Origin of the sequence: Paenibacillus sp. CFBP13512 (assembly GCF_005233705.1) — a bacterium.
Classification (GTDB): domain Bacteria; phylum Bacillota; class Bacilli; order Paenibacillales; family Paenibacillaceae; genus Saccharibacillus; species Saccharibacillus nuruki.
In genome coordinates this window covers 68,560-91,812 of sequence record NZ_QGAD01000004.1, presented here as the reverse complement: position 1 = coordinate 91,812, position 23,253 = coordinate 68,560, and the positions used below count along the sequence as shown (strand labels likewise).

Below are 23,253 nucleotides of genomic sequence, written 5' to 3'. Positions count from 1 at the left end.
TGATCTACTCCTGACTTTGGGAACGACTGGATTCCTGTACTCCCGCATAATAGAGATTACCCGGATTCAGATCAATCACCACTCTACGTGGTGCTATCAATGAAAATTGATGCTCACAGGTCCATCGCTGTTCTTCATCTTGTCCAATCGTTTCTCCATCCGTAATAATATCGCCTTGTTCATATAGATAATGCGAAATATCCATTAAGAAACCAGCAACTTCATTTGGATTCATATCATAAAAGTGGCACTGCACATCCGGTACACCTAATGCAGCTAATCCACAACTATCCATTACCATCTCTTGACGTTCTTGCTCAGATTGAATATTGTATAATCTAATATTCAATGCTCCATACAAATCTTGTCCTTCTTGTAGCGCCGCTAAAAAAGCTGCAGGTTCCATCAATTTATCACTACTACGCCAGTAAATTGCATCACATGGAGCAACTTCAAGTATAGCACGTAATACTTGATTAAATAGCTGTAGCCGTTGCTGATGTGGTAGCCCTCTTGCCATCATATCCGTTAACATGAGTTCATAATCACAGGCTTGAAGCACTTCTGAAGCTTCTTGCCAATGCCATGATTGTTGCAGTGCAGTGGTATATAATTCAGCTTGAGGCTCCATTTCAGAAGGCATCAACACCGTCTGCGCTGGCAAATCTCCATCTTCATAGTGAACCATATGATTGAGATGAAAAAAGTGATAATGATCTCTCGGATCGGCTTCTGCATTGGGATCATCTGTAGGATTTGCTTCCCATACAGCGAGTGCCTCCTGCTCTTCTCCTTGGTCATCTAAAACGGTATGCAGTGGGCCTGTATATTCTTGTACTTTGGCATACAAGGTGTCTCGATCAATCGTTGGCTTCGTACGATATAATAGTTGGGCAGAATATATATCAAAAAATCCAAAATCCTCATCGGCTTGTTCATTTTGTTCGTTATCATCGTATTCGTGTGTACTCATGGTTTATTCTTTCTCCTTTCGCTCAATCGCTCGCTTAACTAGTATTAACCTAATTTTATGTAGACGGCGCACTTATTTAACGATTTAGTTATCATCTATGTTCGCCTCTTATCATACAATTCCTATGGGTTAACGTAAACCTATGATTTGGCAAGATTGGATTGTAAAGTCTCAAGTATGTTTAAATATACTTATAGGTTAATAGCCAAGGAGGTCATGAATATGATTCATCCCAACACCATTAAAGTAAGACAAGACATCTGGGATTTTGCCCATTCCTTAAATGAAAATGTGATGAATGAACACAGTCAGCCTGATAAATGGACGATAGCACAGGTGTTAGAACATTTATATCTGATGGAAATGGCAATCACTGCTCGATTGCGAATAAAAGTAGATGAAGAAAATCCTGCTCCTTCTTCTATGCCGTCGATTCCTTTTCATCTTACGCTGGATCGTAATCGTCATACACCTGCACCATTAGCACTTGTTCCCGCAGATAAACATTGTACCTTAATCGAATTGCAGACAAGACTGGTGCGTTCACGCGAACTGTTTACTGAATTGATCGAAAGTATAGATCCAGTGATGCTGGAACATCGGACTATGGATCATCCTATATTTGGGCCACTGACTTTACAACAATGGACTGAATTTATTGGACTTCATGAACAACGACATTTAGAACAAATGCGAGAAATCGAAGCAGAGTTATCTCAATATCATTAATTTGCTTCTAGCTCGTACTAAATATATACACAAAGCCTTCTCTATAATGGAGAAGGCTTTTTTACATTCACTATTTTCACATTCAATAATAACGGTCTAGGATTGATCTTATTTATTTGATTAAAAGGAAGTGAATGCTGTGTCTATTTGTCCTAATGGATATTCCACGTTAAAATAGATATAGTCTGGTAATGCATTCTATAGACAATAAGGAGACTACACTCATGGACGACAGAATCGCCAAAATTCGTGGCCATATGCAAACGAACGGATTAGATAGCTTATTGATTACTGATCCCAAACACGTATACTATCTCACTGGATTCGCCAGTGATCCACATGAACGCTTTTTAGGGCTTTTTATTCCCGATGGAGACGAAGCCTTTTTATTATTGCCTGCACTGGATGAAGACAAAGCTCGTAGCTCTTCTAGCGTATCACGCATAGAGACTCATACCGATACAGATAATCCCTATGTACGTTTGAAAGAATGTGTCAAAGGCAGTATTGGCAATCTAGGTATCGAAAAAGAAAACTTATCGGTAGCGAGATATGAACAATTGTCTGAAGTATTAGAAGCGACTTCGTATCAGGATATTGGTAGTATGCTCAATGCAATGAGATCACGTAAATCACCGGATGAAGTCAAACGAATGAAACATTCGATCCAATTGATTGAAGAAGTATTACGTCGTGGTCTGTCTAGCGTACGTATTGGAGTGACCGAGATTGAATTGGTTGCAGAACTTGAATACCAGATGAAAAAAGTAGGTGCAGAAAAGCCTGCTTTTGATACGATGGTTCTTTCTGGTTCCAATACCGCTCTTCCTCACGGTGTACCCGGTACTCGTAAAATCGCAGCCAATGAACTGTTAATGTTCGATCTAGGATTATTTGCAGACGGATATGCATCTGATATCACGCGTACATTCGCTATTGGGGAACTGGATGCTGAACTGAACAAAGTCTATCATACCGTTCTAGCGGCGAATGAAGCAGCTATTCAAGCGATCAAGCCCGGTGTTACTTTTGCCTCAATTGATAAAGCGGCTCGTGATGTCATTACTGAAGCCGGATACGGTGATCGTTTTGTTCATCGCCTGGGTCATGGACTGGGTATGGATACACATGAATATCCTTCAGTACACGGGCAAAATGAAAATCTATTACAAGAATGTGTATTGTTCACTGTAGAACCAGGTATCTATATTCCGGGTCTTGGTGGCGTACGCATCGAAGATGATGTTATTGTAACTGCTGATGGCGTTGAAGTCCTTAGCTCGTTCCCTAAAGAATTAACCGTTCTCGGATAAGCGACAGCTACTCTTGATCTATTCAATACGTATAATGAGTACTATTTATTTTCAATATTAAGATCGTTAACTAACACGTTCTATTCAAAAAAGACACGCTACAGATCGTATGACTTGATCTGGTATGCGTGTCTTTTGCTATAAGCTTATTTTGTTCATTCTTGTTCTTGTGTTTGTTCTTCCTTATCTTTGGCAATTTGATAACTAATCATTAATGGCTTATCTTCTTCGGCTACTTTCATACTGCGCGCAAGGTATAAAAATGGTGTTCCTGCTGCTGTCAGTACAAATTTAAGAATATACGTCGTCAAGAAAATTTCAATCCAGACTTGCCATTCGTATAGACCCAAGAAAGCAATACTACAAAATACAAGTGTATCTACAAACGAACTAATCATCGTACTTCCGTTATTACGTATCCATAATTGATGCGGTGCAGGAAATAATTGACGCAACCACGTATACAGACGTACATCTAGAAATTGACTGATTAGATAAGCAGATAGACTGGCTATCATCAATCTAGGAAGCTGCCCAAAAACAATTTCTAATGCTGATTGTGCCTCACTCGTACCATCGACTCCATATGCTTTAAATTCTAAAGCCATTTGCATAACGATAGTTGTCATAATTAAAGTGAAAAATCCAAACCAAATCGCTTTGCGTGCTACTTTCGGTCCAAATTTCTCATTTAAAAGGTCGCTTGCTAAATACATACTGACATACATTGTGTTACCCAATGTGGTTACTATTCCGAATAATTCAATGGTTTTGATTACTTGAACGTTAGCTAATACTGTAGCAACCCCGATCCAAGCATACATCCCTTTAATCCCAAATAATCGATAACATAATGTAAACAAACCATAATTAACGATAACAAATAAAATACCCCACCATATATTAAACATGACCTTTTCCCCCTAGTTTTGATAACGCGGGATGGTTACGAACCGCGGATCAATCACTGAAAACCTGTTTTACTTTATCATATGAGCAAGCAAGCTGCCAACTATTATCACTAATTTTCCCATAAATGATATGTCATTATCGATATGGATCTTCTTTTGAATTGAAAATAACAGTCGTCATATCAACGCAAACACTCCAATAAAGCCCAAAAAGTCTACTCCTTATTCATAATGATAAGGAATAGACTTTTGAATGTTTATCTGTTATTCAATGTACACTTCAATAGATTAATATTTATGAATTATGAAGCTTCCGCAGTATCGAGATCACGATCTGGTTGGTTGTAAATGTCTTTGTTTTGTTCTTTCAACCATTTACTGCTGAGTACACCTGAAGTCATCGAACCACTAACATTCAGTGCTGTACGTCCCATATCGATTAAAGGCTCTACAGAAATCAACAATCCTGCTAAAGCTACTGGTAGATTCATGGTAGATAATACGATCAATGCTGCAAATGTTGCTCCACCACCAACCCCAGCTACACCCAAAGAACTAACCGTTACCACTGCAATTAATGTCAAAATAAACTGCCAGTCTAATGGATTTACGCCTGCCATTGGTGCAATCATAATCGCAAGCATCGATGGATAAATACCTGCGCAACCATTTTGCCCGATAGTAGCTCCAAAGCTCGCAGATAAGTTAGCAATCCCTTCCGATACACCTAACTTTTTCGTTTGCGTTTCTACATTCATCGGGATCGTCGCTGCACTAGAGCGAGAAGTAAATGCAAAAGTAAGTGTTGGAATAATTTTTTTCACATATTGAATTGGATTAAGACCTGAGATCGCTAGAATGATGAGATGAACAACAAACATTGCAATCAAAGCCACATAAGAAGCCAGTACAAAGTTAATCAATTTCAGTATTTCTTGACCACTTGTCGTGGCAACCATTTTGGCGATAAGCGCTAGAATACCATAAGGGGTTAAGCGTAGAATAATGGTGACCATTCGCATCACTACTCCGTAGATCGCTCCCATCATGCTCTGGAACATTTCACCTTGTTTTGGATTTTTGCGTATAAGACCCAGTGCTGCAACTCCAACAAAAGCGGAGAAAATAACGACTGCTAATGTAGAAGAACGACGAGATCCTGTCATATCTGCAAAAGGATTAGTCGGAATAAATTCTAGTAACTGTGCAGGCAATGACATATCTTCGACATCACCTAGACGTTCTTGCAATATCACGCCACGTTGTTGTTCAGCTTCACCTGCTGGAATATCCAGAGCCGTTAGATTGAATCCAAGTGCTACTGTAATTCCTATCGCTGAAGCAATCGCTGTCGTAAATAACAATACACCTATAATAGAACCACTGATTTTACCAAGATTTTGCTTACCACTTAGCTTCAGGATCGCCATAATGATCGAGACCATAATCAGTGGAATAACAACCATTTGAAGTAACCCAACATAGCCACTACCTATCAGATCGAACCATTCCATCGAATCTGAAATGACTTCTGAATCCGGGCTATAAATCCATTGCAATACTACACCGTATGCAATCCCCAGAATTAAGCCAGTAAATACTCTCTTTGTAAATGAAATATGCTTTTTCTGCATCCAACCTAATAAAACAATCAGTAAGACTAGAACAGCTATATTCACAATAACTAGCAAAACATTCATTTTGACACCCCTTTTGATATATATGTAGTGACCTGAATATTGAGTCGCATTTCATTTTAGCATAATGTCGAGTAAACAGGTAGGGTTATTTGTAAGATAGTTTTAACATGTATTTTCTACATTTTTTGCACTTTTTATAGAAAAAAATTAGGTTTATGACTAATTAAATGAAAAAATACCTATTCAAACAGTGGTCGATTGATATAATATAGATAATTATTTGAACCTTTTTACTCAGTACTTTAAGATCATATACGCAATTATTCATGTCATATTTACAGGAAAACCTGTTGAAATAGGATGAATACCGGGAGGAGTCGAATAAATATAGTTCTTTTTGCTTAAAATATTCAATATATTGTATGCGTTGCTTCATATTTCGATGGGAATCAGATAAGACTCTGTGTCACATTTTGTCACGTCGCTAAAAGTTTGATTGTATCTGTAGATAGCTACATGTTGGATGAGAGAAAAGTAACTGTTTTTCAAGTATGGGAAGGGGCAAGTTTGCATGTTTAGAATCAATCAATTTATCAGTCGTAAAATTATGGTGACGTTCGCTGCACTGATAGTAGCAGTATGTATTGTACTCAGTCTTTTCTTTTTCTTTATGACTCAAAGAGTAATTAATCAAAATGTAGTTCCTCAATTCCGTCAGGTCTTAAATATTGCGATGGATGGTATTATCAAAGGCATGGACAGCACACAAGCTATGCAAGCCGCTCAGGGAAACAGTGGCGAAATTATGAAAATCGAAACATACTTAGAAACCCAACTTCAAGCTTACCAACTAGATAATCTATACTTACTTCGAATTGAAGATAACAAAGCCGTTGTAGCAGCTGTAGCTAATAGCTCCAAAAATTTCAAAGATAAACAAGAAGTTCAACTAAGCGACAATATCAATAAAGCGATGACTGATGGCAAACTGTTAACAGACCTTTATCAGACCGATGCTGGTTCTACAGTTACCTACTATTATCGTGTACCCGGTAGTTCGGTAATTGTAGCAGCGAGTATGGATGCTAGCTTTGTAAATAGTATTATTTCGAATCTGATCTGGACTACAGTGATTGTAGCTATTGTTGCTCTTGCCGTATGTCTATGGGTCGCTTACAAATTTAGCCGTAAAATCACCCTTCCACTTGCACGCCTTGTTCGTCATACTCGCCTTGTTGCAGAAGGTAATTTACAACAAGATATCAAAATGACAGGTAATGATGAGATTGCTCAATTAGCTCGTGGATTCCGCTTAATGACCGAAAATTTACGTACGATGGTGCATCAAGTCTTAGATAGCTCAGATAAAGTAGCTGTCGGTACAGAAGCGTTAACTACACGATTAAATAAAATGCAACGTATGGTCGATCAATCTGTTCAATCCGTGACTAGTATTGAATCCGGCAGTGAAATGATTGCTAATACGACTTCTGAAAATGCACGAGCAATGGAAGAAATCACAACCGGTATCCAGCATATCGCTTCATCTACAGCTGAAATTTCAGAACAAATCGGTGATGCTTCAGATAGTGCAATCACTGGTAACCAAATGGCTCAACAAGCAGTCACTCAAATGGGATCTGTTGAAAAAGCAGTTATGGACACCAAATTATCTGTACAAACATTAATCGAACGTTCGGAATCGATCAGTGAGATTCTTGTAGCAATGAGCGATATCACCAAACAAATCCGTATGCTTTCCCTGAATGCTTCGATTGAAGCAGCTCGTGCAGGCGAGCATGGTCGTGGCTTCGCAGTCGTCGCTCAAGAAGTAGGCAAGCTTGCCGAACAATCTCGTGCATCTACCTACGAGATCGAAGAAGCACTCGAATCGATTCGTCAAGAATCTCAAAAATCCACCGAATCGATGGATAGCGTGACTAATGAAGTGAAATCAGGAACAGAATTAGTACAACAAGCAGGTGATGCGTTCAATCGCTTTGTGGAAATGATGCAACTAGCAAACCAAACGGTTCAATCTGCTTCAGCGGCAACTCAAGAAATCTCAGCCGGTTCTGAAGAAGTAAGTGCTTCTGTAGATGAAACTGCCGAAATCACTCACAAATCCCTGACCAACGTCAAAGCAATCGCCAAAAACGCTGACCGCCAATCCGGCGAAATGCTAGCCTACGTCGAAATCATGCGCGAACTCAACAACGAAGCCCTATCCCTACAAAACATCGTCAGCAAATTCAAAATCTAACTCCATCCCATTCCCTACTCAAAAAATTCCCAAGCCAGTATAGCTCCCCGAGCCTATACTGGCTTTCTTCATACTAATACCGCTACCTACTTTTTTCCATAATGCTTCTACCTTAACCACTTTCTTCAACAAATCACCTCCTTCCTCTTCCTTTACTAATCCCTACCGCGATCTCTTATATCCTTACCTCTTAAATTTATCTTTTTTACTATTCACCTTTCTCTTCGCCAATCCACCACTTCATCACTCTTAAACTTCCTAACCAATCTACTCTATTCTCACATTTCTTACTAACTACTCTTTTCTACTCCTCCCTCCCCTGGGACTAGGATTGCCTCCCTAACCACAGTTGCGGAGGGGATCGATTCTTCTGAAAGAGCGAAGCGCTCGCCTTTGTAAAGGAATCCCTACCGCCCAGCGGTTATTCAAGGGATTCCTTTACAACAGCGACGACAAGAAGAACCGATCCCCGCAGCTCTCCCACCACTCCCCCTTCAATCCTTCCCCCTTATATTTTCATAATGTTTGGTTTACAATAAGAAAGCAGGCTATTTATCATCTTTTTTGATAAAAATCTGTTAATGATGAGTACAAACGGAGGAAGAATCATGCTTTTTATTGATAATCAGGGAATTCACGATCCAACCATCAATCTGGCAATCGAAGAATTTGTACTGAAACATTTGCCAATGGATGATAGCTACCTGCTTTTTTATATTAACGAACCCTCGATCATTATCGGTAAACATCAGAACACGATCGAAGAGATTAACGCTGAATATGTCAAAGAAAACAATATTCATGTGGTACGTCGTCTGTCCGGTGGTGGAGCAGTATATCACGATCTAGGCAACTTAAGTTTTAGCTTTTTGACCAAAGATGACGGTCAATCGTTCCATAATTTCCGTAAATTTACCCAGCCTGTTGTGGAAGCATTACACCAATTTGGCGTGAATGCCGAATTATCAGGACGTAATGATCTTCAAGTGGGCGAACGCAAAATTTCGGGAAATGCTCAATTTTCGACACGTGGACGGATGTTTAGCCATGGTACACTGATGTTTGATTCAGAACTGGATAATGTGCAATCTGCGCTTAAAGTGAATCCAGAAAAGTTCAAATCAAAAAGCACCAAGTCAGTACGCAGTCGTGTCGCTAATATTACTGAATTTTTGGAAAAACCTTTAACCATGGATCAATTCCGTGACGATATTTTGCGTCATATTTTTGGTGTAGAACCTTCAGAAGTTCCTCAATATGTACTGACAGAAGACGATTGGAAAAAAATCCATGAAATCTCGGCGGAACGTTATCGCAATTGGGATTGGAATTATGGTCAATCACCAGAATCCAATATCAAGCACACTCGCAAATTCCCTGTAGGGATTATTGATTTACGTATGGATATCAAAGATGGTCATATTCATGAGATCAAAATCTATGGTGACTTTTTCGGTATAGGTGATGTGGCTGATATTGAAAACAAATTACGTGGTCAGCGTTATGAAGAGAGTGCCGTTCAGACTGCTTTAGCAGGTACAGATATTAAGCACTATTTTGGAAATATTGAATTAGAAGAGTTTGTGGGATTGGTATTTTTGCAAGACTAGAATGAGATAGATAAAAGGAGAGTTACCTACATGTATAAATTAATCGCAATCGATATTGATGATACACTGATCAACGATAACAAAGAAGTTACACCGGCTACACAGACGGCTCTAGAACAAGCTGTCGCTAAAGATGTGGTTGTTACACTAGCAACAGGTCGTGCGTATGCGTCTGCTCAAGCTATCGCTCGTCAAACAGGTCTTAATGTACCGATCATTACGTATCAAGGGGCTTTAGTCAAAAACTTGATGGATGAAAAAGTATTGTATGAGCGTTATGTGCCGATCGAAGCTGCTCGTAAATTATTCGAATATTGCATCGAACATAATTTGCATTTGCAAACCTATATTGATGATAAATTATATGCTCGTGAAGTGAATCAACATTTGATTGATTATGCAACTTTGAATGGTACTCAGTATCATATCGAACCGGATTTCAACAAATTGATCGAGCAACCTACACCTAAGATGCTAATTATTGATGATCCTGCATTCTTGGACGAATTACAACCGATCTTACGTGAATTGCTTGGCGATAGTGTTCATATTACCAAGTCCAAACCTCAATTCCTTGAAATTATGCACAAAGAAGGAACCAAAGGCGCAGCGCTTACTTTCCTTGCTGATTATTTCAATTGTGATCTAAAAGATGCAATTGCTGTAGGCGATTCATGGAACGATCATGAAATGTTAGAAGTTGCAGGTTTAGGCGTAGCAATGGGAAATGCCATCCAACCGCTCAAAGATATCGCTGATTATATTTCAGCTAGCAATAACGAAGACGGTGTTAAAGAAGTGATTGAGAAATTTATTCTTAACGCTTAATCTGTAATAGCTACCAAAGAAGCACCTTGCCAAGGAGTATAGGATCATCTGCGTAATATATGCTAGATAATCCTATACTCTTCGGAAGGTGCTTTTTTACATACTCTTCATTTATCTATTTTTCATCTGATCCAATGCTTCCAGATACAAGACTTGCAAAAACTTTTTGATACTCACTTTGCTTTTACCATCATCCCGTTCTTCATCAATCTCTTTCATTTTGGCACGAATATCTTCAAAGTCAAAATAAAGCGGAGCGTAATGTTCAAACTTAGGATTGCCGTAGTCTGTCAGTCCTATTGATGCTAAATGATTAAGTGCAGTCGTGACCGTTCTTCTGATACGTTGCTCAATCGCCTTAGCTTCTTTATCCACTTCACGCGGCGTATGCTTATAACGGCTAGCTGCGGCTTCATACAATTGTCGCAGCGGTGGGAATGAACCCGGTTTACCCTGCTGTTCCAGTAATATTTCCATAATCGCTGTCAAATCACCACAACCGGATTCGCCAACAATGCCTAGATTCATATAAATCGGTCGCACCATATCATCTACAGTTCGTGGTTTTATTGATGTGGAAGACGCTGTATTGGGCGAGAACTGACTGAGTGTATCGAGTTTGGACAAAGAAGATTTTAACTCATTCAAATAGTGTTTAATCTCTGTATGCTCGGTCACTCGGGAAAGAACAGACTCAACTTCAATACGGTTAATAGGCTTTCGAATAAAAAATTCAATCCCAGATTGATAAGCTTCGCCAACCATTTCTTGATTTTCGATCTGCGAGATCATCACGTATTTGCCATGATAACCTTGACGTTTCAATTGCATAATTGTTTCTAATCCATCTTGATCAGGCATCAACCAATCAATTAAGACCACATCAGGATGTGTCTCCAAAATAATACGTGTACCTTCTTCTCCACCTCGCGCTGTACCGATCACTTCGCCAAGCTGACTTTCTTTGATGATATTCTCAAGCATAGCACGAGTTGCTGGATCATCATCTACAATACAAAAAGATAAAGCCATCTTATTCCCCCTTTTTCAACAATAACGTTGGTAATTTCACTTCAAAAATCGTCTGCCAAACGGTATCTTCTGCTTCTTGTAGTTGGATCGTTCCTCCTAGCGAACATACAATATCATGCACATGAGAAAGCCCTATTCCTGTAGCTGCGCTTCCACCTTGAGCGAACTTGGTCGTAAAACCAGGTTCAAAAATTAATTCACGTGCTTGCTGGTCGATCCCTTTACCCGAATCATAGACAGTGAGTATCGTATCTTGCCCTTGTTCCCACACACTTACTTCGATCGAACCAGTTTCGCCTAACGCTTCAACAGCATTGGATGTCAAATTATTCAGTATCGTCAGTAATGGAATATATTCAGAAGTAATATAATTCACTTCTAAGCGAGCTGTAAACGTCACTTTTTTTGCTAACATTGTCGCATATTTGCGATTACCTCTTATTGTATAATCCAGTATTTCAAATAGGGATAAAGCAGTCTGTGATTTTTGATCAAATAATTTGAGCAATCCAGCGGCGATACGTTGTGAGTCTTTTTTGACTTCATGTATTTCCTGGGTAATACTCAGTTGCCTTTGACTATACTCGGTTAGACCTTCACGCTTCATATCCATATATAAGCGGTAACTACTGCTGGTTAGATGCTCGATCGTATCCATCGATTTGCGCAAATAAAACACTTCACCATATAGACCCGCATTTACAGCTAACATCTGTTCCATCCGCTTCTTCTGTTCACTATGAAGAGCTCGAATCTGGCTCACTGAGATACTACTATATAATCCTGTTGTAAAAAATCCACGAATCACAGCGACTAGAAAAATATAGCCCCATGTTGCTGGAATCATAATATCACTACCTGTAAGAATCCAGCGACAGATCATCTCAATCGTATTGGAGCCAAAATCAATACAAGCGGTTACTCCACTTAGCAGCAATAGGTTCATTCGGGTTAATCGACTTTGAATACAAAACATACCAATCGCAAACGTCATATAATACAAACCTGCTGATGTATGCACACGTGCACTCTCATCTATAGAGAATAGATGCGGAGCCGAAATAAAGTCCAACATCATACGAAAAACAACCACTGTTAAAGCTGTAAATATCCCTGTTCGCAAATACGGAAGCCGATTCATGAGTAGCATCAATAATAGAAAAGCACTACCACCTAGACCAATCCGAAATAGATCACCTTGTACTGGATTGATTTTGAATTCACCGGCTACTGCTGTACCGATCGCTACAGTAAGCATCTGGATTTTTTCATTTTTAAAAAAAGTCGCCATCCGTCCTTCCGCTCCTCTGGAACTGGTTTCTGCTGCGACTTGATGATAGGACAATACATACTTAAGTTTGTTCCACATGCGGTAAAAAGGTTTATGAAATTGTTTATATGGTATCATACATTTTCCCTTTCAGGCTGTATACTTTTACAAATCGATAACAAATCTTGATTTCACATACCAAAAACCGGCTTCCCTGCGGAAACCGGTGATTTACATCGTCGATATCTTTGCCGAATTTAAGCTGTTTTTGTTTCTAATCGTTTGGAAATTAGCGATAGTGCATAATTGATCACAAAGTAGATCACAGCGATCAATAATAAGATTGGAATCGGATAATTAGAATTTTGTCCCATAATAATCTGTGCATTGTGTACCAATTCAGCTAACGAAATAATAACCGCTAATGAGGTATCTTTAAGAAGCGAGATAAATTGACTCACTAATGGAGGAACCATTTTACGTAATCCTTGAGGCAATACAATATGCCATAACGTCTGCATTTGCGTAAGCCCTGAAGAACGTGCAGCTTCTACTTGTCCTTTGGGAACCGATGTTAGCCCTGCACGAACAATCTCTGAGATCATCGAAGCTTCGAAGGCAGTCAGCGCTACAATAGCACCAAAGGTAATCGTCATTTTGATCCCAATCTCTGGCAAACCGAACTGTACAAACAAAATAATAAGCAATAATGGCAAATTACGCAAGACTTCAACAATAACCATTAATATCGGTGATAAAATGGGGACTTTGGCATAACGAATCGTTCCTACAATACAACCAATCACAAAGCTAAGTATAATCGCAATAAAGGCAACAAAAAGTGTTATTTTCAGCCCTTCCATAAGAAAGCGCAAGTTATCCGGTGAATATGCTCCTATGAAATCCATCAATTGCCCTCCTTTGGTTCATCTGACTCTGACTTCTGAGGTCTATCTTCATTCGATTAGGGTAGAAGAAATTATGAATTTTTCGCCCATTTACGTTCCAATACAGAAGCCCCATAACTCATTGGTAATGTCAGTACAAGATAGAACATCGCTGCAAAGATATAAGTACTGAAGATAACATACGTTTCGCTACTGATTTTGTCTGAGAAGTACATCAGATCAAGACCCGCTACGATTGTAAGTACTGAAGAGTTTTTGATCAAATTGATAAACTGGTTACTAAGCGGTGGAATGACTAACTTAATCGCTTGTGGCAAAATCACATGAATCATCGTCTGGATATACGTCATTCCCGCAGATCGTGCGGCTTCGGATTGCCCTTTAGGAACCGATTGAATCCCTGCACGGATCGCTTCAGCTATAAAGGCTGATGTGTATACCGTTAAGCCTAATGTTCCTGCGGCAAAACCATCTAATTTGACACCGATCGAAGGAAGTCCCCATGAGAAAAATAATACGACGATCAAAATAGGAATATTTCGTATAAATTCAACATATGCTGTACCGAACCATTGCAATAGCTTTACACCGCTAATTCGGAAAATAGCAATTACTGTTCCTAATAAAAAGCTACCGATCAATGCCAATACGCTCGCTTTGATTGTATTTAGAAAACCTTCCAAATATAAAGGGAAATACTCAGTGAGAATCGAAAAGTCCAACATATTTTCTGTACCTCCTTAGCCTGTGTATACATGATCAAACAAAAAAGGTAGGCAACGATTGCCGGTTGCCCACCTTCTGTATGCATTACTAATGATCGCTTGAACAGATCACGATTTAGGTTGTTGGCTCTTTACCAATCCATTTTTTATAAATCTCATTGTACGATTTGTCAGCTTTCATATCTGTTAGTGCTTTGTTGATCGCTTCAACAACTTTGGTTTCCCCTTTTTTCACAGCGATACCGTAAGGCTCATCTGTAAATGGTTTACCCACAACTTCATAACCAGGATCTTGTGCAGACATACCATATAGAATCGCATCATCAGTAGTTAAAGCATCACCTTTACCTGCTTTAAGTGCATTAAATGCATCTTGATAATTATCAAATTCCAATACTTTGACACCCGGTACTTTTTCTTCAATATTTTTGATTGATGTTGCACCTTTAGAAGCAAGTACTGTTGTATCTGCGGTTACATCTTCAATGCCTTTGATTGGGCTACCTTTTTTCACTAACAATGATTGTCCCGCTTGGAAATAAACATCCGAGAAATCAACTTCTTTTTTACGCTCATCGGTAATCGTCATCGTTGCAATAACCATATCGATATCACCATTATTAAGCATCGGAATACGTGTTTTGGATGTTACTTCTTTGAACTCCACTTTGCTTGCATCACCTAAAATACTTTTTGCTAAAGCATGAGCTATATCAATATCGAATCCTTCTACATCACCTGTAGATGGGTTTTTGAGGCCGAATAATTTAGTATCGTATTTTACGCCTACGATCAATTTATCACGTTCTTTAATTTGATCTAATAATTCGTTAGAACTTGCTGTAGAAGAGGACGTTGGCTTGGTTACGCTACATGCTCCCAGTACTGTAACAATAGCTACCATACATGCTAACAACATCGCTAATTTTTTAACATTGTATCTTTTGTGATTTTTCATAAGTAAATCCCCTTTTCTTTTTTTATATTGGTGGATACAAATAACAGAATTAGTGATTCAATAAACGACTCAAGAACAATTGAGCACGTTCTTCTTTGGGAGCGGAAAAGAATTCTTCCGGCGTGGCTTCTTCTACAATTTTGCCTTGATCCATAAAGATGACGCGGTCTGCGACTTCGCGAGCAAATCCCATTTCATGAGTAACTACAACCATCGTCATTCCTTCCCGGGCGAGTGCTTTCATCACATCAAGCACTTCACCAACCATCTCAGGATCTAAGGCAGAGGTTGGTTCATCAAACAGCATAATTTCGGGTTTGACAGCAAGTCCTCTAGCGATAGCAACACGCTGTTGCTGTCCGCCTGATAATTGTGAAGGATAAGCATTTGCTTTTTCAGCGATACCGACTTTTTCTAAATAATACATAGCGGTCTCTGCGGCTTCCGCTTTGGATACACCTAGTGCTTTGATCGGTGCGAGGGTAATATTATCAATTACTTTTTTATGAGGGTATAAATTAAAATGCTGAAAAACCATACCGATTTTGCGACGTAACTTATTGAGGTCTGTTTTGCGATCATCTACCCTTACATTGTTCACTGTTAATTCTCCACTACTTGTATCTTCAAGACGGTTGATACATCGTAGCATTGTACTTTTACCAGAACCGGAAGGTCCGAGTACAACAACTACCTCTCCTTGTTTGACATGAAGGTTAATTCCAGTCAACACTTGAAAATCTCCATAGAACTTGTTAACTTCATGGAAGGTAATCATTATATTCCTCCTTTTAAATTCCATAAATAGTATATATTATATTTCTCTTGTTAGTTATACTTACATTTTATATAATCTTAACCTACACCTATGTAAAACTACATAATCCTACAAGAAATTATTTTAAATTTCTGTTTTATTCTAAATAATGATCCTAAAAATGCAAATAAACCGATAGACAATCTATCGGTTCATGCTGGTTATGCTATATAAGTGTAATCGCAATATCGTTATTATTCGGATAGTAATGAAGAATAATTGCCCAGATCGACTGTCATTCCTGTGCGAGCCACACTGATACTTGGAGCCAGGTTCAAATCTTCACGCAAATCCACATAATGAGACATATGTGTATAGATCGTTTCCGAAGGAACCACTTCATCTATCAATTCAGCCGCTTCACGCATATCGTATACAGAACGAGTAGCATATTCTGTTTCTTCATGTACAAAGCTTGTTCCCAAAATCAACAAGTCTAACATATGCAGAGGCTTCTTCTGTGTGTCATTTAGTCCTATCGCATCCGGGCAATACACCCATGCAAAATCATTTTTTTCAAAACGATACGCATAAGAATAACCGTTATGTCCGTGATGTACTTTCCATGGAGTAATACTCCAGCCATTGAGTTCCATTCCTTGATCGTTTGCTATGAATTCAATATGACTACTAATCCATGGAAATTGCTTGCTGATCATATCCAAAACTTCTTGTGGTGCAAATAATCTACCTTTTAATTGTTGCCACTTACAAGCATCTGCCCATTCAGGCAAACCACCGATATGGTCAAAGTGTGCATGCGTCACAACAATATCGGTGATATCTGCACGGCGATTAATCATTTCCATCTGTGTGCGCCAATCAGGCCCACAGTCTATTAAGAAATCTCCCCCGATTCCTTCGACAAGCACAGAAGAACGCAGACGGCGATTCATTCCACCACTTCGTGCTTCTTCGCATATGGTACACTCGCAGTATACTCTAGGTACTCCCATTGCATCGCCTGTCCCCAAAAATGTTAATCGATCTACTCTTCCGTTCATTATTATATTCTCTCCTTGAGCGTTGCTATCTAATATCGTACAGTATATCATTTTCTTGTATCTTTCGACATATTAATCGTGACCTTTGACTTAGTTAAAAAGGTAAGGTATTTAGTCCTTGTTCTGCTTTTACCCACAAAAAAACTTCTTTAAGCGTGAAATAAGCTCCACGTAAAGAAGTTTTTTGTATTTACCACTGAATAAAATCTATTTCTACTATTTTATATGCCAGCTAGAACCTGATACCATATTCCACGACTAGAATATAGATTTTTCCGTACTTCACTCCAACCACCTAGATAATCGATATTAAATAATCCTTTAGGTGTAGGATACTCACTTACGTGTTTTGCCATCACCTGTTCGTTAACCGGGCGAAATCCATGCTTTGCAAATACTTCTTGAGCTTCAGGTGTCCATAAGTAAGCAAGAAAAGCTTCAGCTACTTTACGTGTGCCATGCTCATCAACATATTGGTCTACAACAGCTGCTGGATTTTCGATAAGTATTGTATCGTCAGGTATAACCACTTCATACTTAGCCCCTTGTGCCATCCGTGCTAACAATTCATTTTCATACGTTACAATCACATCGCCCACACCATATTCAAATGCCGCCATAGATGCACGTCCACTTTTATCCAAGGACTCTACATTTTGATGTACAGCTTGTAAAAAAGCTTTGGCTGCTACAGGATCTTTTTTGCCTTCATCCCGTTCGGATTGCTTGAGTCCTGCACCGTATATTGCATTAATATCCCATTGTGCCCCACCTGATGTTTTGGGATTAGGATATAATACTTTGACATCAGGCTTGGTCAGATCGTTGAAATTATGAATACCGAGTGGATTCCCTTCACGTGTGCCTAATACAACAATAGAGCGTGTGATCATTCCTTTATGCGGCTCGTCTCTCCATGTATCTTTGACTAGCCCTGCTTTGACTAATTTATCAATATCGCCTTCAAGCGATAATAAGGTCACATCCGCTTCAAATCCACCTGCAATAGCACGGGCTTGTGTACCAGAAGCTTCGTACGATTCTTGGAATTTTACATTTTGCCCTGTTTTGGCTTTCCATTCAGCTTGAAATTTGGGTAAAATCTCTCCGACTGCATCTTTAGCCACACTGTACGCACCGATCACAAGTGTAATATCTTTGCCATCATTAGATACGGCACTGGCTGAAGCTGTAGATTCGGTATCGCTTTGATTACCACATGCAGATAAGATCACACTTACTATAAGCAATACAGACAGCAATATCTCATTACGCTTTATCCTTATATTCAAACGATTGTTTTTCAAGCCCAATCCCTTCCTTTCCCACGTTCACAGAACGGGCTGAGATCCTTTGGTTAAATAAACATTGATAAGGTATCTTGTTTGAGACGATTTTCAGCAATCCAGCTTTCTTGATCATTAAATAGATATGCCCGATGCACCATCACATGTACTGATTGTCCAATTTCTAGTGTTTCTTTTTCCAGTGAACGATATGTGATCAATGAATGCTGACCGACCTGTACTTCGACCAACCACTGACTGCCGCGAAAATGTAGATGTTTTACGGTTCCTTTCTCTGTAGCAGATAAGAAAGGGAACTCGCTAGCATGTCCCACTTCAATATATTCAGGACGAATCAAGGCATGAATACCTGGATGAGATTGTTCATGGTCAAATCCTTTTAGTAAAGAAACTTCATCAACAATCGTAGATTCTCCAATAAATGAAGCTACAAAAGGTGTGGATGGTTGTTTGTAAATATCCCACGGTGTTCCTTTTTGCTCTAAACGACCGCCATTAATAATCATAATCTCATCAGCCACTTCTATTGCTTCATCCTGATCATGAGTGACAAAGATCGATGTAATCCCAACCCGTTCAATCAATTCACGAAGCCATGTACGTAGTTCTTGCCGAATCTTGGCATCGATCGCTGCAAATGGTTCATCCAACAACAATAATTGAGGTTCAGGGGCAAGAGCTCTGGCAAAAGCCACCCGTTGTCGTTGTCCACCGGATAACTGATGCGGATAACGATGTTCAAATCCAGCTAAACCTGTCAGTTCTACTAATTCCTGCACACGTTCCTTGATCGCAGGCTTTTTCATTTTTTTTACCGTCAGACCAAAAGCGATATTATCGAAGACCGTCATATGTTTGAACAACGCATAGTTTTGAAAAACAAAGCCAATCTCACGTTCTTGGGGAGGCAATTGATTGACTTTTTGTCCATGAAAAATAATATCTCCACTATCCGGTGATTCCAATCCAGCTAACATACGTAAGATCGATGTTTTACCTCCACCACTTGGACCTAACAATCCGATCAAATGACCTTTTTGTACATTGAAGCTAACATCTTGTACAGCGTGAAATTGTCCGAAATGCTTATCCAAATTACGAACTTCCAGATGCATACTCAGTGCACTCCCTTTCTCTTTTTGGCGCGTTCCATTAACAATAATAACCCTACCGAGAATATAGCCAACACCAGTGCAACCCCATTGGCAGCTGTTACATTGAAGTTCTCCATATCTTGATACACCAGCGTCGTGGCTGTTTGTGTTTTGTTAATGATATTGCCCGACACTACCAATACCGCTCCAAATTCGCCTAGAGAGCGTGCAACTGTCAAAATCGTACCGTAAATCACAGCCCAGCGGATCGAAGGCCATGTGACTTTCCAAAACGTTGTCCAACTATACGCTCCAAGTGTAGAAGCCGCTTCTTCTTGATCATTTCCCAGTTCTTGTAGCACAGGCATCACTTCACGTACCATCAATGGAAAGGTCACAAATAGTGTTGCAATCACCATACCGGGAAAGGCATAGACTACTTTAAATCCAATCTGTTCAAAAAATGTACCGATAACGGTATCTGGCCCTAACAGCAATACAATCATTAATCCTCCAATAACAGGTGAAACAGCATACGGTAAATCGACAATACTATTGAATAATTGTCTGACTCTACGGCTTAGCCATGTCCCGCGTACCAGATAGATCCCCATCATGATTCCGAATAGACCATTTAAAATCGTTACAACTAATACAATCAATCCAGTCATCATTAATGCATGTCTGGCTTCAGGGCGACTCAGTGCAGCAATAAAACCGCTTGTCCCTTTGTCAAAAGCTCCTGTCGCAAGTACAGCTAATGGAATCAAGATCAATATGCTAAATACAATCCATGTGAGTGGAATCCAATATTTTCTCATTAGCGTGTTCTCCTTGTCTGTACTGCATTAATCAGCCAAAGGATAAGAAACGATAATGTCAATAAAATAACAGAAATAGCGGCTGCTCCAGCTTCGTTATCACTTTCTACTTCACCAAAAATATACACAGAAGCTGTCAATGTACGTCCGGGAATATTACCTGCCACCAGTACAACAGCTCCAAATTCAGCCAATGCTCTAGAGAAAGCTAACATCGCTCCACTAATAATGCCTGGAGACATAGATGGCAATATCACGCGAAAAAAAGTATCTCTTTTAGAAGCTCCTAACGTATACGATGCTTCTTCAGCAGAATGATCCATTTCTTCCAGTAGTGGCTGTATTGCTCGAATTACAAATGGAAAGGTTACAAACACCATCGCTATAATAATCGCTGGTTGGTGAAAAACGAACTGAAATCCTAAAGTATCTGCTAATTTGCCCATCCAACTGTTCGGCCCTAACAACACCAGAATCATCAGTCCACCTACAGCTGTTGGCAAAGCAAATGGCAAATCAACAATACTGTTCAACAAAGATTTCCCGGCAAAATCATAACGCACTAATACCCAGGCAGACATTGTACCGATCAACACATTAATCACTGTAGCAATTAAGGCTAATTTTAATGTCAATAGCACAGCTTTCCAAGCAATAGGATCACTGATATTCTGTACGAATGCTGCCCAACCTTCTGAAAATGAGTTCACATACACGCCTGCAATCGGTAGTACAATCAATAGTAGAAAATACAATAATACGGTCGAGCGAAATCCCCAAGTCCATCCTTTATGACGCAGCAATGTACGATTCACGATATGACTCCTTTGCTTTAACCTTTTTTTCCTATTAGTATACTCGGCTTTAAATCTTAGCAATACTTTAGCAAATTGTCATACCTACCGTCAATTGAAAGAGTACTTTTTGTCAAAATGATTAATAGTACTCAATCTACTGATATGATAAGCATTCTGTTGAAAACGGGTAATAGAGAAGTAGACGGTTGTTTAAGTGGTACTCTAATTTCAAATATATTTTTGTGATATTTTGTCTATATATGTAAAATAACAATCGTTGAATACCCAATTTGAAAAAAAGCATAGAAAGAAGGAATAATGGATGCTATATACCTTACCGATCTCAACCAGTAAACGTGATGAAATGAGAGATATTACGCGTGACGTCTCTTCTTTAATTTCCCAAAGTGGAGTCAAAGAAGGCATTGTTGTTGTCTATTGCCCGCATACAACAGCAGGAATAGCTATCAATGAAAATGCCGATCCCGATGTAAAGCATGATGTAATTATGCGACTCGATGAAGTGTACCCGTGGGAACATCCCAAATACCGTCATATGGAAGGCAATACTGCTTCTCATCTCAAATCGATCACTACCGGCCCTTCCCAAACGATTATTATCCAAGAAGGTCGGATGCTACTTGGACGCTGGCAAGGGATTTACTTCTGTGAATTTGATGGTCCACGTAAACGTGAATATATGGTCAAAATTATAGCAGGTTAACTTAAAAAGGCGATGTATCCATCGTATGCGTTCGTGGATACATCGCCTTTTTAAATCATATACAACTTTTACGACTTTACTATAGGAGTTTACCGTTTTGACAAGGGAAAGCCTTAAAGTATGCAGATACTTTTGAGCTTGATCTGAATAGCTCACCTTATCTTGATCCATATACGCAATCATTTCATTGTCCCTTCACAGTACACGACATAGTGTCTTGACATGGGCAACTACAGCAGGCTTAATATCATCGTAGCCTACACGATCTTGAATATAATACGAGATAAAGCCATGAATCGATAAAAATAAACTCAGCGGAATAGTATTCATTTCTTCCCTCGTATGATCTGATGCGGTCATTGATTGACGAATGATTGACGCAAATAAATCAAAACATCGTGCTTGTTCTGCCCGGCAATAACTCAGTAATTCTTCATCACGAGTCATAAACATAATCTCATACTGATGCGCATTGTCTAAGCCAAAGCGAATAAACTCGATAAGCAACAACTCTACTTTGGACCATTCCCCGTGTTCAGGCTGATCTTTAACTTCTCGAAACAAAAAGCATAAATGATCAAAGTCTTCCATCACGATCGCATAAAACAGCTCTGCTTTTTCTTTAAAGTGATAATATAACGAACCATGGCTATACCCCAAATGTTGACCAATACTCCGCATTGAAATTGCCCGATATCCTTTGGTGACGAACAGATGTCTGGCAGCTTCGAGAATTCTTTCTCTGGATAGTTCTTGTTCTACCGCTCTTCGTGCCATGATTACGATTCTCCTTCAAGCATTTTGCATAGTCTGATTCAAAATGCAGCTTCGATAAAGTAACGCTGTTCACCTTCAGTGATCACAGACTGTCCTTGCGTGACATCTGTAATCCATGCTTTGAATGCTTCGGCTTCGCTTGCTACAGGCAAACAATTCACAATCACCTTATCGGTAAAATCCGTTTCGGCTGTGCGAATACCGCGATTACGCAATTCGTTTTCGACTTTGCCTAGCCAGGTGTAATCCAATTCTACTGCAACTTCTTGATGAAGTATACGAGTAATTGCTTCACCTGCTTCAATAGCCGCTACAGCGCCATCGGTATAAGCCCGAATCAACCCTCCTGCACCTAACATAATTCCCCCAAAATAACGAGTAACCACAATCGCTACATCTTGAAGTTGCTGATTCTTGATCACCTCCAAAATAGGTTTTCCTGCTGTACCGCTAGGTTCTCCATCGTCCGATTGCCGCTGTATCTCTCCTCGTGAACCGATCAGATATGCCGAACAATTATGAGTAGCATTCCAGTGTTGCTTTTTAATGCGTTCTATAAAAACGATGGCTTCTTCTTCTGTCTGTACAGGCATAACATGCCCTAAAAAACGAGATTTTTTAATAACAATCTCTTTGACACCTTCTTGCTTGACTGTGCGATAACGTTCAGGTTTGTCCATTTTAATCCTCACTTTATTGATAAGACACTACCCTATTCTGCTTTGATTTAATAGGTATGTACCAGACAGAAT

General features: G+C 39.4%; 22 protein-coding genes. 6 read left to right on the top strand and 16 right to left on the bottom strand.

Translation table 11 applies throughout. From position 1 onward, the window contains the following. Positions 1 to 4: 4 nt before the first annotated feature. Positions 5 to 973, bottom strand: coding sequence for a DUF4261 domain-containing protein (locus PaeCFBP13512_RS06935; protein ID WP_137222130.1), 969 nt, complete (start codon positions 971 to 973; stop codon positions 5 to 7). 222 nt (positions 974 to 1,195) lie between these two features. Here PaeCFBP13512_RS06935 and PaeCFBP13512_RS06930 point away from each other — a divergent pair, with 222 nt between their 5' ends. Further along, entirely contained in the window at positions 1,196 to 1,702 is a 507-nt protein-coding gene (locus tag PaeCFBP13512_RS06930) for a DinB family protein (protein ID WP_069327192.1), read from the top strand. Positions 1,703 to 1,926: 224 nt separating this feature from the next. Next, entirely contained in the window at positions 1,927 to 3,015 is a 1,089-nt protein-coding gene (locus tag PaeCFBP13512_RS06925) for a M24 family metallopeptidase (protein ID WP_137222128.1), read from the top strand. Between the two features lie 155 nt (positions 3,016 to 3,170). Here the strand turns inward: PaeCFBP13512_RS06925 and PaeCFBP13512_RS06920 are convergent, their stop codons facing one another. After that, a complete protein-coding gene (locus tag PaeCFBP13512_RS06920; RefSeq protein WP_137222126.1) occupies positions 3,171 to 3,926 on the bottom strand; it encodes a queuosine precursor transporter in 756 nt (251 codons plus the stop codon). Positions 3,927 to 4,228: 302 nt separating this feature from the next. Beyond that, positions 4,229 to 5,626, bottom strand: coding sequence for an L-cystine transporter (locus tag PaeCFBP13512_RS06915; RefSeq protein WP_137222124.1), 1,398 nt, complete (start codon positions 5,624 to 5,626; stop codon positions 4,229 to 4,231). Between the two features lie 511 nt (positions 5,627 to 6,137). On the opposite strand from PaeCFBP13512_RS06915, the gene PaeCFBP13512_RS06910 reads away from it, so the two are divergent. The 3 genes from PaeCFBP13512_RS06910 to PaeCFBP13512_RS06900 all read left to right on the top strand — a co-directional run bounded on the left by PaeCFBP13512_RS06910 (position 6,138) and on the right by PaeCFBP13512_RS06900 (position 10,267). Then, positions 6,138 to 7,829: a methyl-accepting chemotaxis protein gene (locus tag PaeCFBP13512_RS06910; RefSeq protein WP_137222122.1), complete on the top strand. Its 1,692-nt coding sequence runs from the start codon at positions 6,138 to 6,140 to the stop codon at positions 7,827 to 7,829. Between the two features lie 608 nt (positions 7,830 to 8,437). Then, positions 8,438 to 9,439 carry a lipoate--protein ligase gene (locus PaeCFBP13512_RS06905; protein WP_137222120.1) on the top strand — a complete coding sequence of 334 codons (1,002 nt, stop codon included), beginning with the start codon at positions 8,438 to 8,440 and terminating at the stop codon, positions 9,437 to 9,439. A gap of 30 nt (positions 9,440 to 9,469) precedes the next feature. Further along, positions 9,470 to 10,267, top strand: a complete 798-nt coding sequence (locus PaeCFBP13512_RS06900) for a Cof-type HAD-IIB family hydrolase (RefSeq protein ID WP_069327186.1) — start codon at positions 9,470 to 9,472, stop codon at positions 10,265 to 10,267. A 111-nt stretch (positions 10,268 to 10,378) separates the two neighbouring features. On the opposite strand, the gene PaeCFBP13512_RS06895 is transcribed toward PaeCFBP13512_RS06900, so the two are convergent. The 11 genes from PaeCFBP13512_RS06895 to cysT form a co-directional block, all read right to left on the bottom strand. Further along, positions 10,379 to 11,299, bottom strand: coding sequence for a response regulator (locus tag PaeCFBP13512_RS06895; RefSeq protein ID WP_069327185.1), 921 nt, complete (start codon positions 11,297 to 11,299; stop codon positions 10,379 to 10,381). A gap of 1 nt (position 11,300) precedes the next feature. Continuing rightward, the gene (locus PaeCFBP13512_RS06890; RefSeq protein ID WP_241669305.1) at positions 11,301 to 12,668 is read right to left on the bottom strand and encodes a sensor histidine kinase; all 1,368 of its coding nucleotides are present in this window, start codon (positions 12,666 to 12,668) and stop codon (positions 11,301 to 11,303) included. 158 nt (positions 12,669 to 12,826) lie between these two features. Beyond that, entirely contained in the window at positions 12,827 to 13,477 is a 651-nt protein-coding gene (locus tag PaeCFBP13512_RS06885) for an amino acid ABC transporter permease (RefSeq protein WP_069327184.1), read from the bottom strand. Between the two features lie 71 nt (positions 13,478 to 13,548). Beyond that, positions 13,549 to 14,202: an amino acid ABC transporter permease gene (locus tag PaeCFBP13512_RS06880; protein WP_069327183.1), complete on the bottom strand. Its 654-nt coding sequence runs from the start codon at positions 14,200 to 14,202 to the stop codon at positions 13,549 to 13,551. A gap of 115 nt (positions 14,203 to 14,317) precedes the next feature. Beyond that, positions 14,318 to 15,160, bottom strand: a complete 843-nt coding sequence (locus PaeCFBP13512_RS06875) for a glutamate ABC transporter substrate-binding protein (protein WP_241669304.1) — start codon at positions 15,158 to 15,160, stop codon at positions 14,318 to 14,320. Between the two features lie 49 nt (positions 15,161 to 15,209). Beyond that, complete coding sequence (locus tag PaeCFBP13512_RS06870) at positions 15,210 to 15,938, bottom strand: amino acid ABC transporter ATP-binding protein (RefSeq protein ID WP_069327181.1); 729 nt, start codon at positions 15,936 to 15,938, stop codon at positions 15,210 to 15,212. A 233-nt stretch (positions 15,939 to 16,171) separates the two neighbouring features. After that, positions 16,172 to 16,981 carry an MBL fold metallo-hydrolase gene (locus PaeCFBP13512_RS06865; RefSeq protein WP_137222118.1) on the bottom strand — a complete coding sequence of 270 codons (810 nt, stop codon included), beginning with the start codon at positions 16,979 to 16,981 and terminating at the stop codon, positions 16,172 to 16,174. Between the two features lie 221 nt (positions 16,982 to 17,202). After that, the gene (locus PaeCFBP13512_RS06860; protein WP_441343324.1) at positions 17,203 to 18,267 is read right to left on the bottom strand and encodes a sulfate ABC transporter substrate-binding protein; all 1,065 of its coding nucleotides are present in this window, start codon (positions 18,265 to 18,267) and stop codon (positions 17,203 to 17,205) included. A gap of 71 nt (positions 18,268 to 18,338) precedes the next feature. After that, positions 18,339 to 19,403: a sulfate/molybdate ABC transporter ATP-binding protein gene (locus PaeCFBP13512_RS06855; protein ID WP_069327179.1), complete on the bottom strand. Its 1,065-nt coding sequence runs from the start codon at positions 19,401 to 19,403 to the stop codon at positions 18,339 to 18,341. A 2-nt stretch (positions 19,404 to 19,405) separates the two neighbouring features. Next, positions 19,406 to 20,203, bottom strand: coding sequence for a sulfate ABC transporter permease subunit (locus tag PaeCFBP13512_RS06850; protein WP_069327178.1), 798 nt, complete (start codon positions 20,201 to 20,203; stop codon positions 19,406 to 19,408). Then, complete coding sequence (gene cysT, locus PaeCFBP13512_RS06845; RefSeq protein ID WP_069327177.1) at positions 20,203 to 21,018, bottom strand: sulfate ABC transporter permease subunit CysT; 816 nt, start codon at positions 21,016 to 21,018, stop codon at positions 20,203 to 20,205. Before cysT ends, PaeCFBP13512_RS06850 begins: the two co-directional genes overlap by 1 nt. A gap of 304 nt (positions 21,019 to 21,322) precedes the next feature. Between cysT and PaeCFBP13512_RS06840 the strand changes: the two genes are divergently transcribed. Further along, on the top strand, positions 21,323 to 21,724 hold the full coding sequence (locus PaeCFBP13512_RS06840) for a secondary thiamine-phosphate synthase enzyme YjbQ (RefSeq protein WP_069327176.1): 402 nt from the start codon (positions 21,323 to 21,325) through the stop codon (positions 21,722 to 21,724). Positions 21,725 to 21,919: 195 nt separating this feature from the next. Here the strand turns inward: PaeCFBP13512_RS06840 and PaeCFBP13512_RS06835 are convergent, their stop codons facing one another. Next, entirely contained in the window at positions 21,920 to 22,501 is a 582-nt protein-coding gene (locus PaeCFBP13512_RS06835) for a TetR/AcrR family transcriptional regulator (RefSeq protein ID WP_069327175.1), read from the bottom strand. 38 nt (positions 22,502 to 22,539) lie between these two features. Continuing rightward, a complete protein-coding gene (locus tag PaeCFBP13512_RS06830; protein ID WP_137222116.1) occupies positions 22,540 to 23,181 on the bottom strand; it encodes a YigZ family protein in 642 nt (213 codons plus the stop codon). Positions 23,182 to 23,253: the final 72 nt, after the last annotated feature.

What these genes read in the sequence shown, in the direction of transcription:
- PaeCFBP13512_RS06935 (WP_137222130.1), bottom strand. Translation starts at nt 973, where the DNA reads ATGAGTACACACGAATACGATGATAACGAACAAAATGAACAAGCCGAT.
- PaeCFBP13512_RS06930 (WP_069327192.1), top strand. Translation starts at nt 1,196, where the DNA reads ATGATTCATCCCAACACCATTAAAGTAAGACAAGACATCTGGGATTTT.
- PaeCFBP13512_RS06925 (WP_137222128.1), top strand. Translation starts at nt 1,927, where the DNA reads ATGGACGACAGAATCGCCAAAATTCGTGGCCATATGCAAACGAACGGA.
- PaeCFBP13512_RS06920 (WP_137222126.1), bottom strand. Translation starts at nt 3,926, where the DNA reads ATGTTTAATATATGGTGGGGTATTTTATTTGTTATCGTTAATTATGGT.
- PaeCFBP13512_RS06915 (WP_137222124.1), bottom strand. Translation starts at nt 5,626, where the DNA reads ATGAATGTTTTGCTAGTTATTGTGAATATAGCTGTTCTAGTCTTACTG.
- PaeCFBP13512_RS06910 (WP_137222122.1), top strand. Translation starts at nt 6,138, where the DNA reads ATGTTTAGAATCAATCAATTTATCAGTCGTAAAATTATGGTGACGTTC.
- PaeCFBP13512_RS06905 (WP_137222120.1), top strand. Translation starts at nt 8,438, where the DNA reads ATGCTTTTTATTGATAATCAGGGAATTCACGATCCAACCATCAATCTG.
- PaeCFBP13512_RS06900 (WP_069327186.1), top strand. Translation starts at nt 9,470, where the DNA reads ATGTATAAATTAATCGCAATCGATATTGATGATACACTGATCAACGAT.
- PaeCFBP13512_RS06895 (WP_069327185.1), bottom strand. Translation starts at nt 11,299, where the DNA reads ATGGCTTTATCTTTTTGTATTGTAGATGATGATCCAGCAACTCGTGCT.
- PaeCFBP13512_RS06890 (WP_241669305.1), bottom strand. Translation starts at nt 12,668, where the DNA reads ATGTGGAACAAACTTAAGTATGTATTGTCCTATCATCAAGTCGCAGCA.
- PaeCFBP13512_RS06885 (WP_069327184.1), bottom strand. Translation starts at nt 13,477, where the DNA reads ATGGATTTCATAGGAGCATATTCACCGGATAACTTGCGCTTTCTTATG.
- PaeCFBP13512_RS06880 (WP_069327183.1), bottom strand. Translation starts at nt 14,202, where the DNA reads ATGTTGGACTTTTCGATTCTCACTGAGTATTTCCCTTTATATTTGGAA.
- PaeCFBP13512_RS06875 (WP_241669304.1), bottom strand. Translation starts at nt 15,160, where the DNA reads ATGAAAAATCACAAAAGATACAATGTTAAAAAATTAGCGATGTTGTTA.
- PaeCFBP13512_RS06870 (WP_069327181.1), bottom strand. Translation starts at nt 15,938, where the DNA reads ATGATTACCTTCCATGAAGTTAACAAGTTCTATGGAGATTTTCAAGTG.
- PaeCFBP13512_RS06865 (WP_137222118.1), bottom strand. Translation starts at nt 16,981, where the DNA reads ATGAACGGAAGAGTAGATCGATTAACATTTTTGGGGACAGGCGATGCA.
- PaeCFBP13512_RS06855 (WP_069327179.1), bottom strand. Translation starts at nt 19,403, where the DNA reads ATGCATCTGGAAGTTCGTAATTTGGATAAGCATTTCGGACAATTTCAC.
- PaeCFBP13512_RS06850 (WP_069327178.1), bottom strand. Translation starts at nt 20,203, where the DNA reads ATGAGAAAATATTGGATTCCACTCACATGGATTGTATTTAGCATATTG.
- PaeCFBP13512_RS06840 (WP_069327176.1), top strand. Translation starts at nt 21,323, where the DNA reads ATGCTATATACCTTACCGATCTCAACCAGTAAACGTGATGAAATGAGA.
- PaeCFBP13512_RS06835 (WP_069327175.1), bottom strand. Translation starts at nt 22,501, where the DNA reads ATGGCACGAAGAGCGGTAGAACAAGAACTATCCAGAGAAAGAATTCTC.
- PaeCFBP13512_RS06830 (WP_137222116.1), bottom strand. Translation starts at nt 23,181, where the DNA reads ATGGACAAACCTGAACGTTATCGCACAGTCAAGCAAGAAGGTGTCAAA.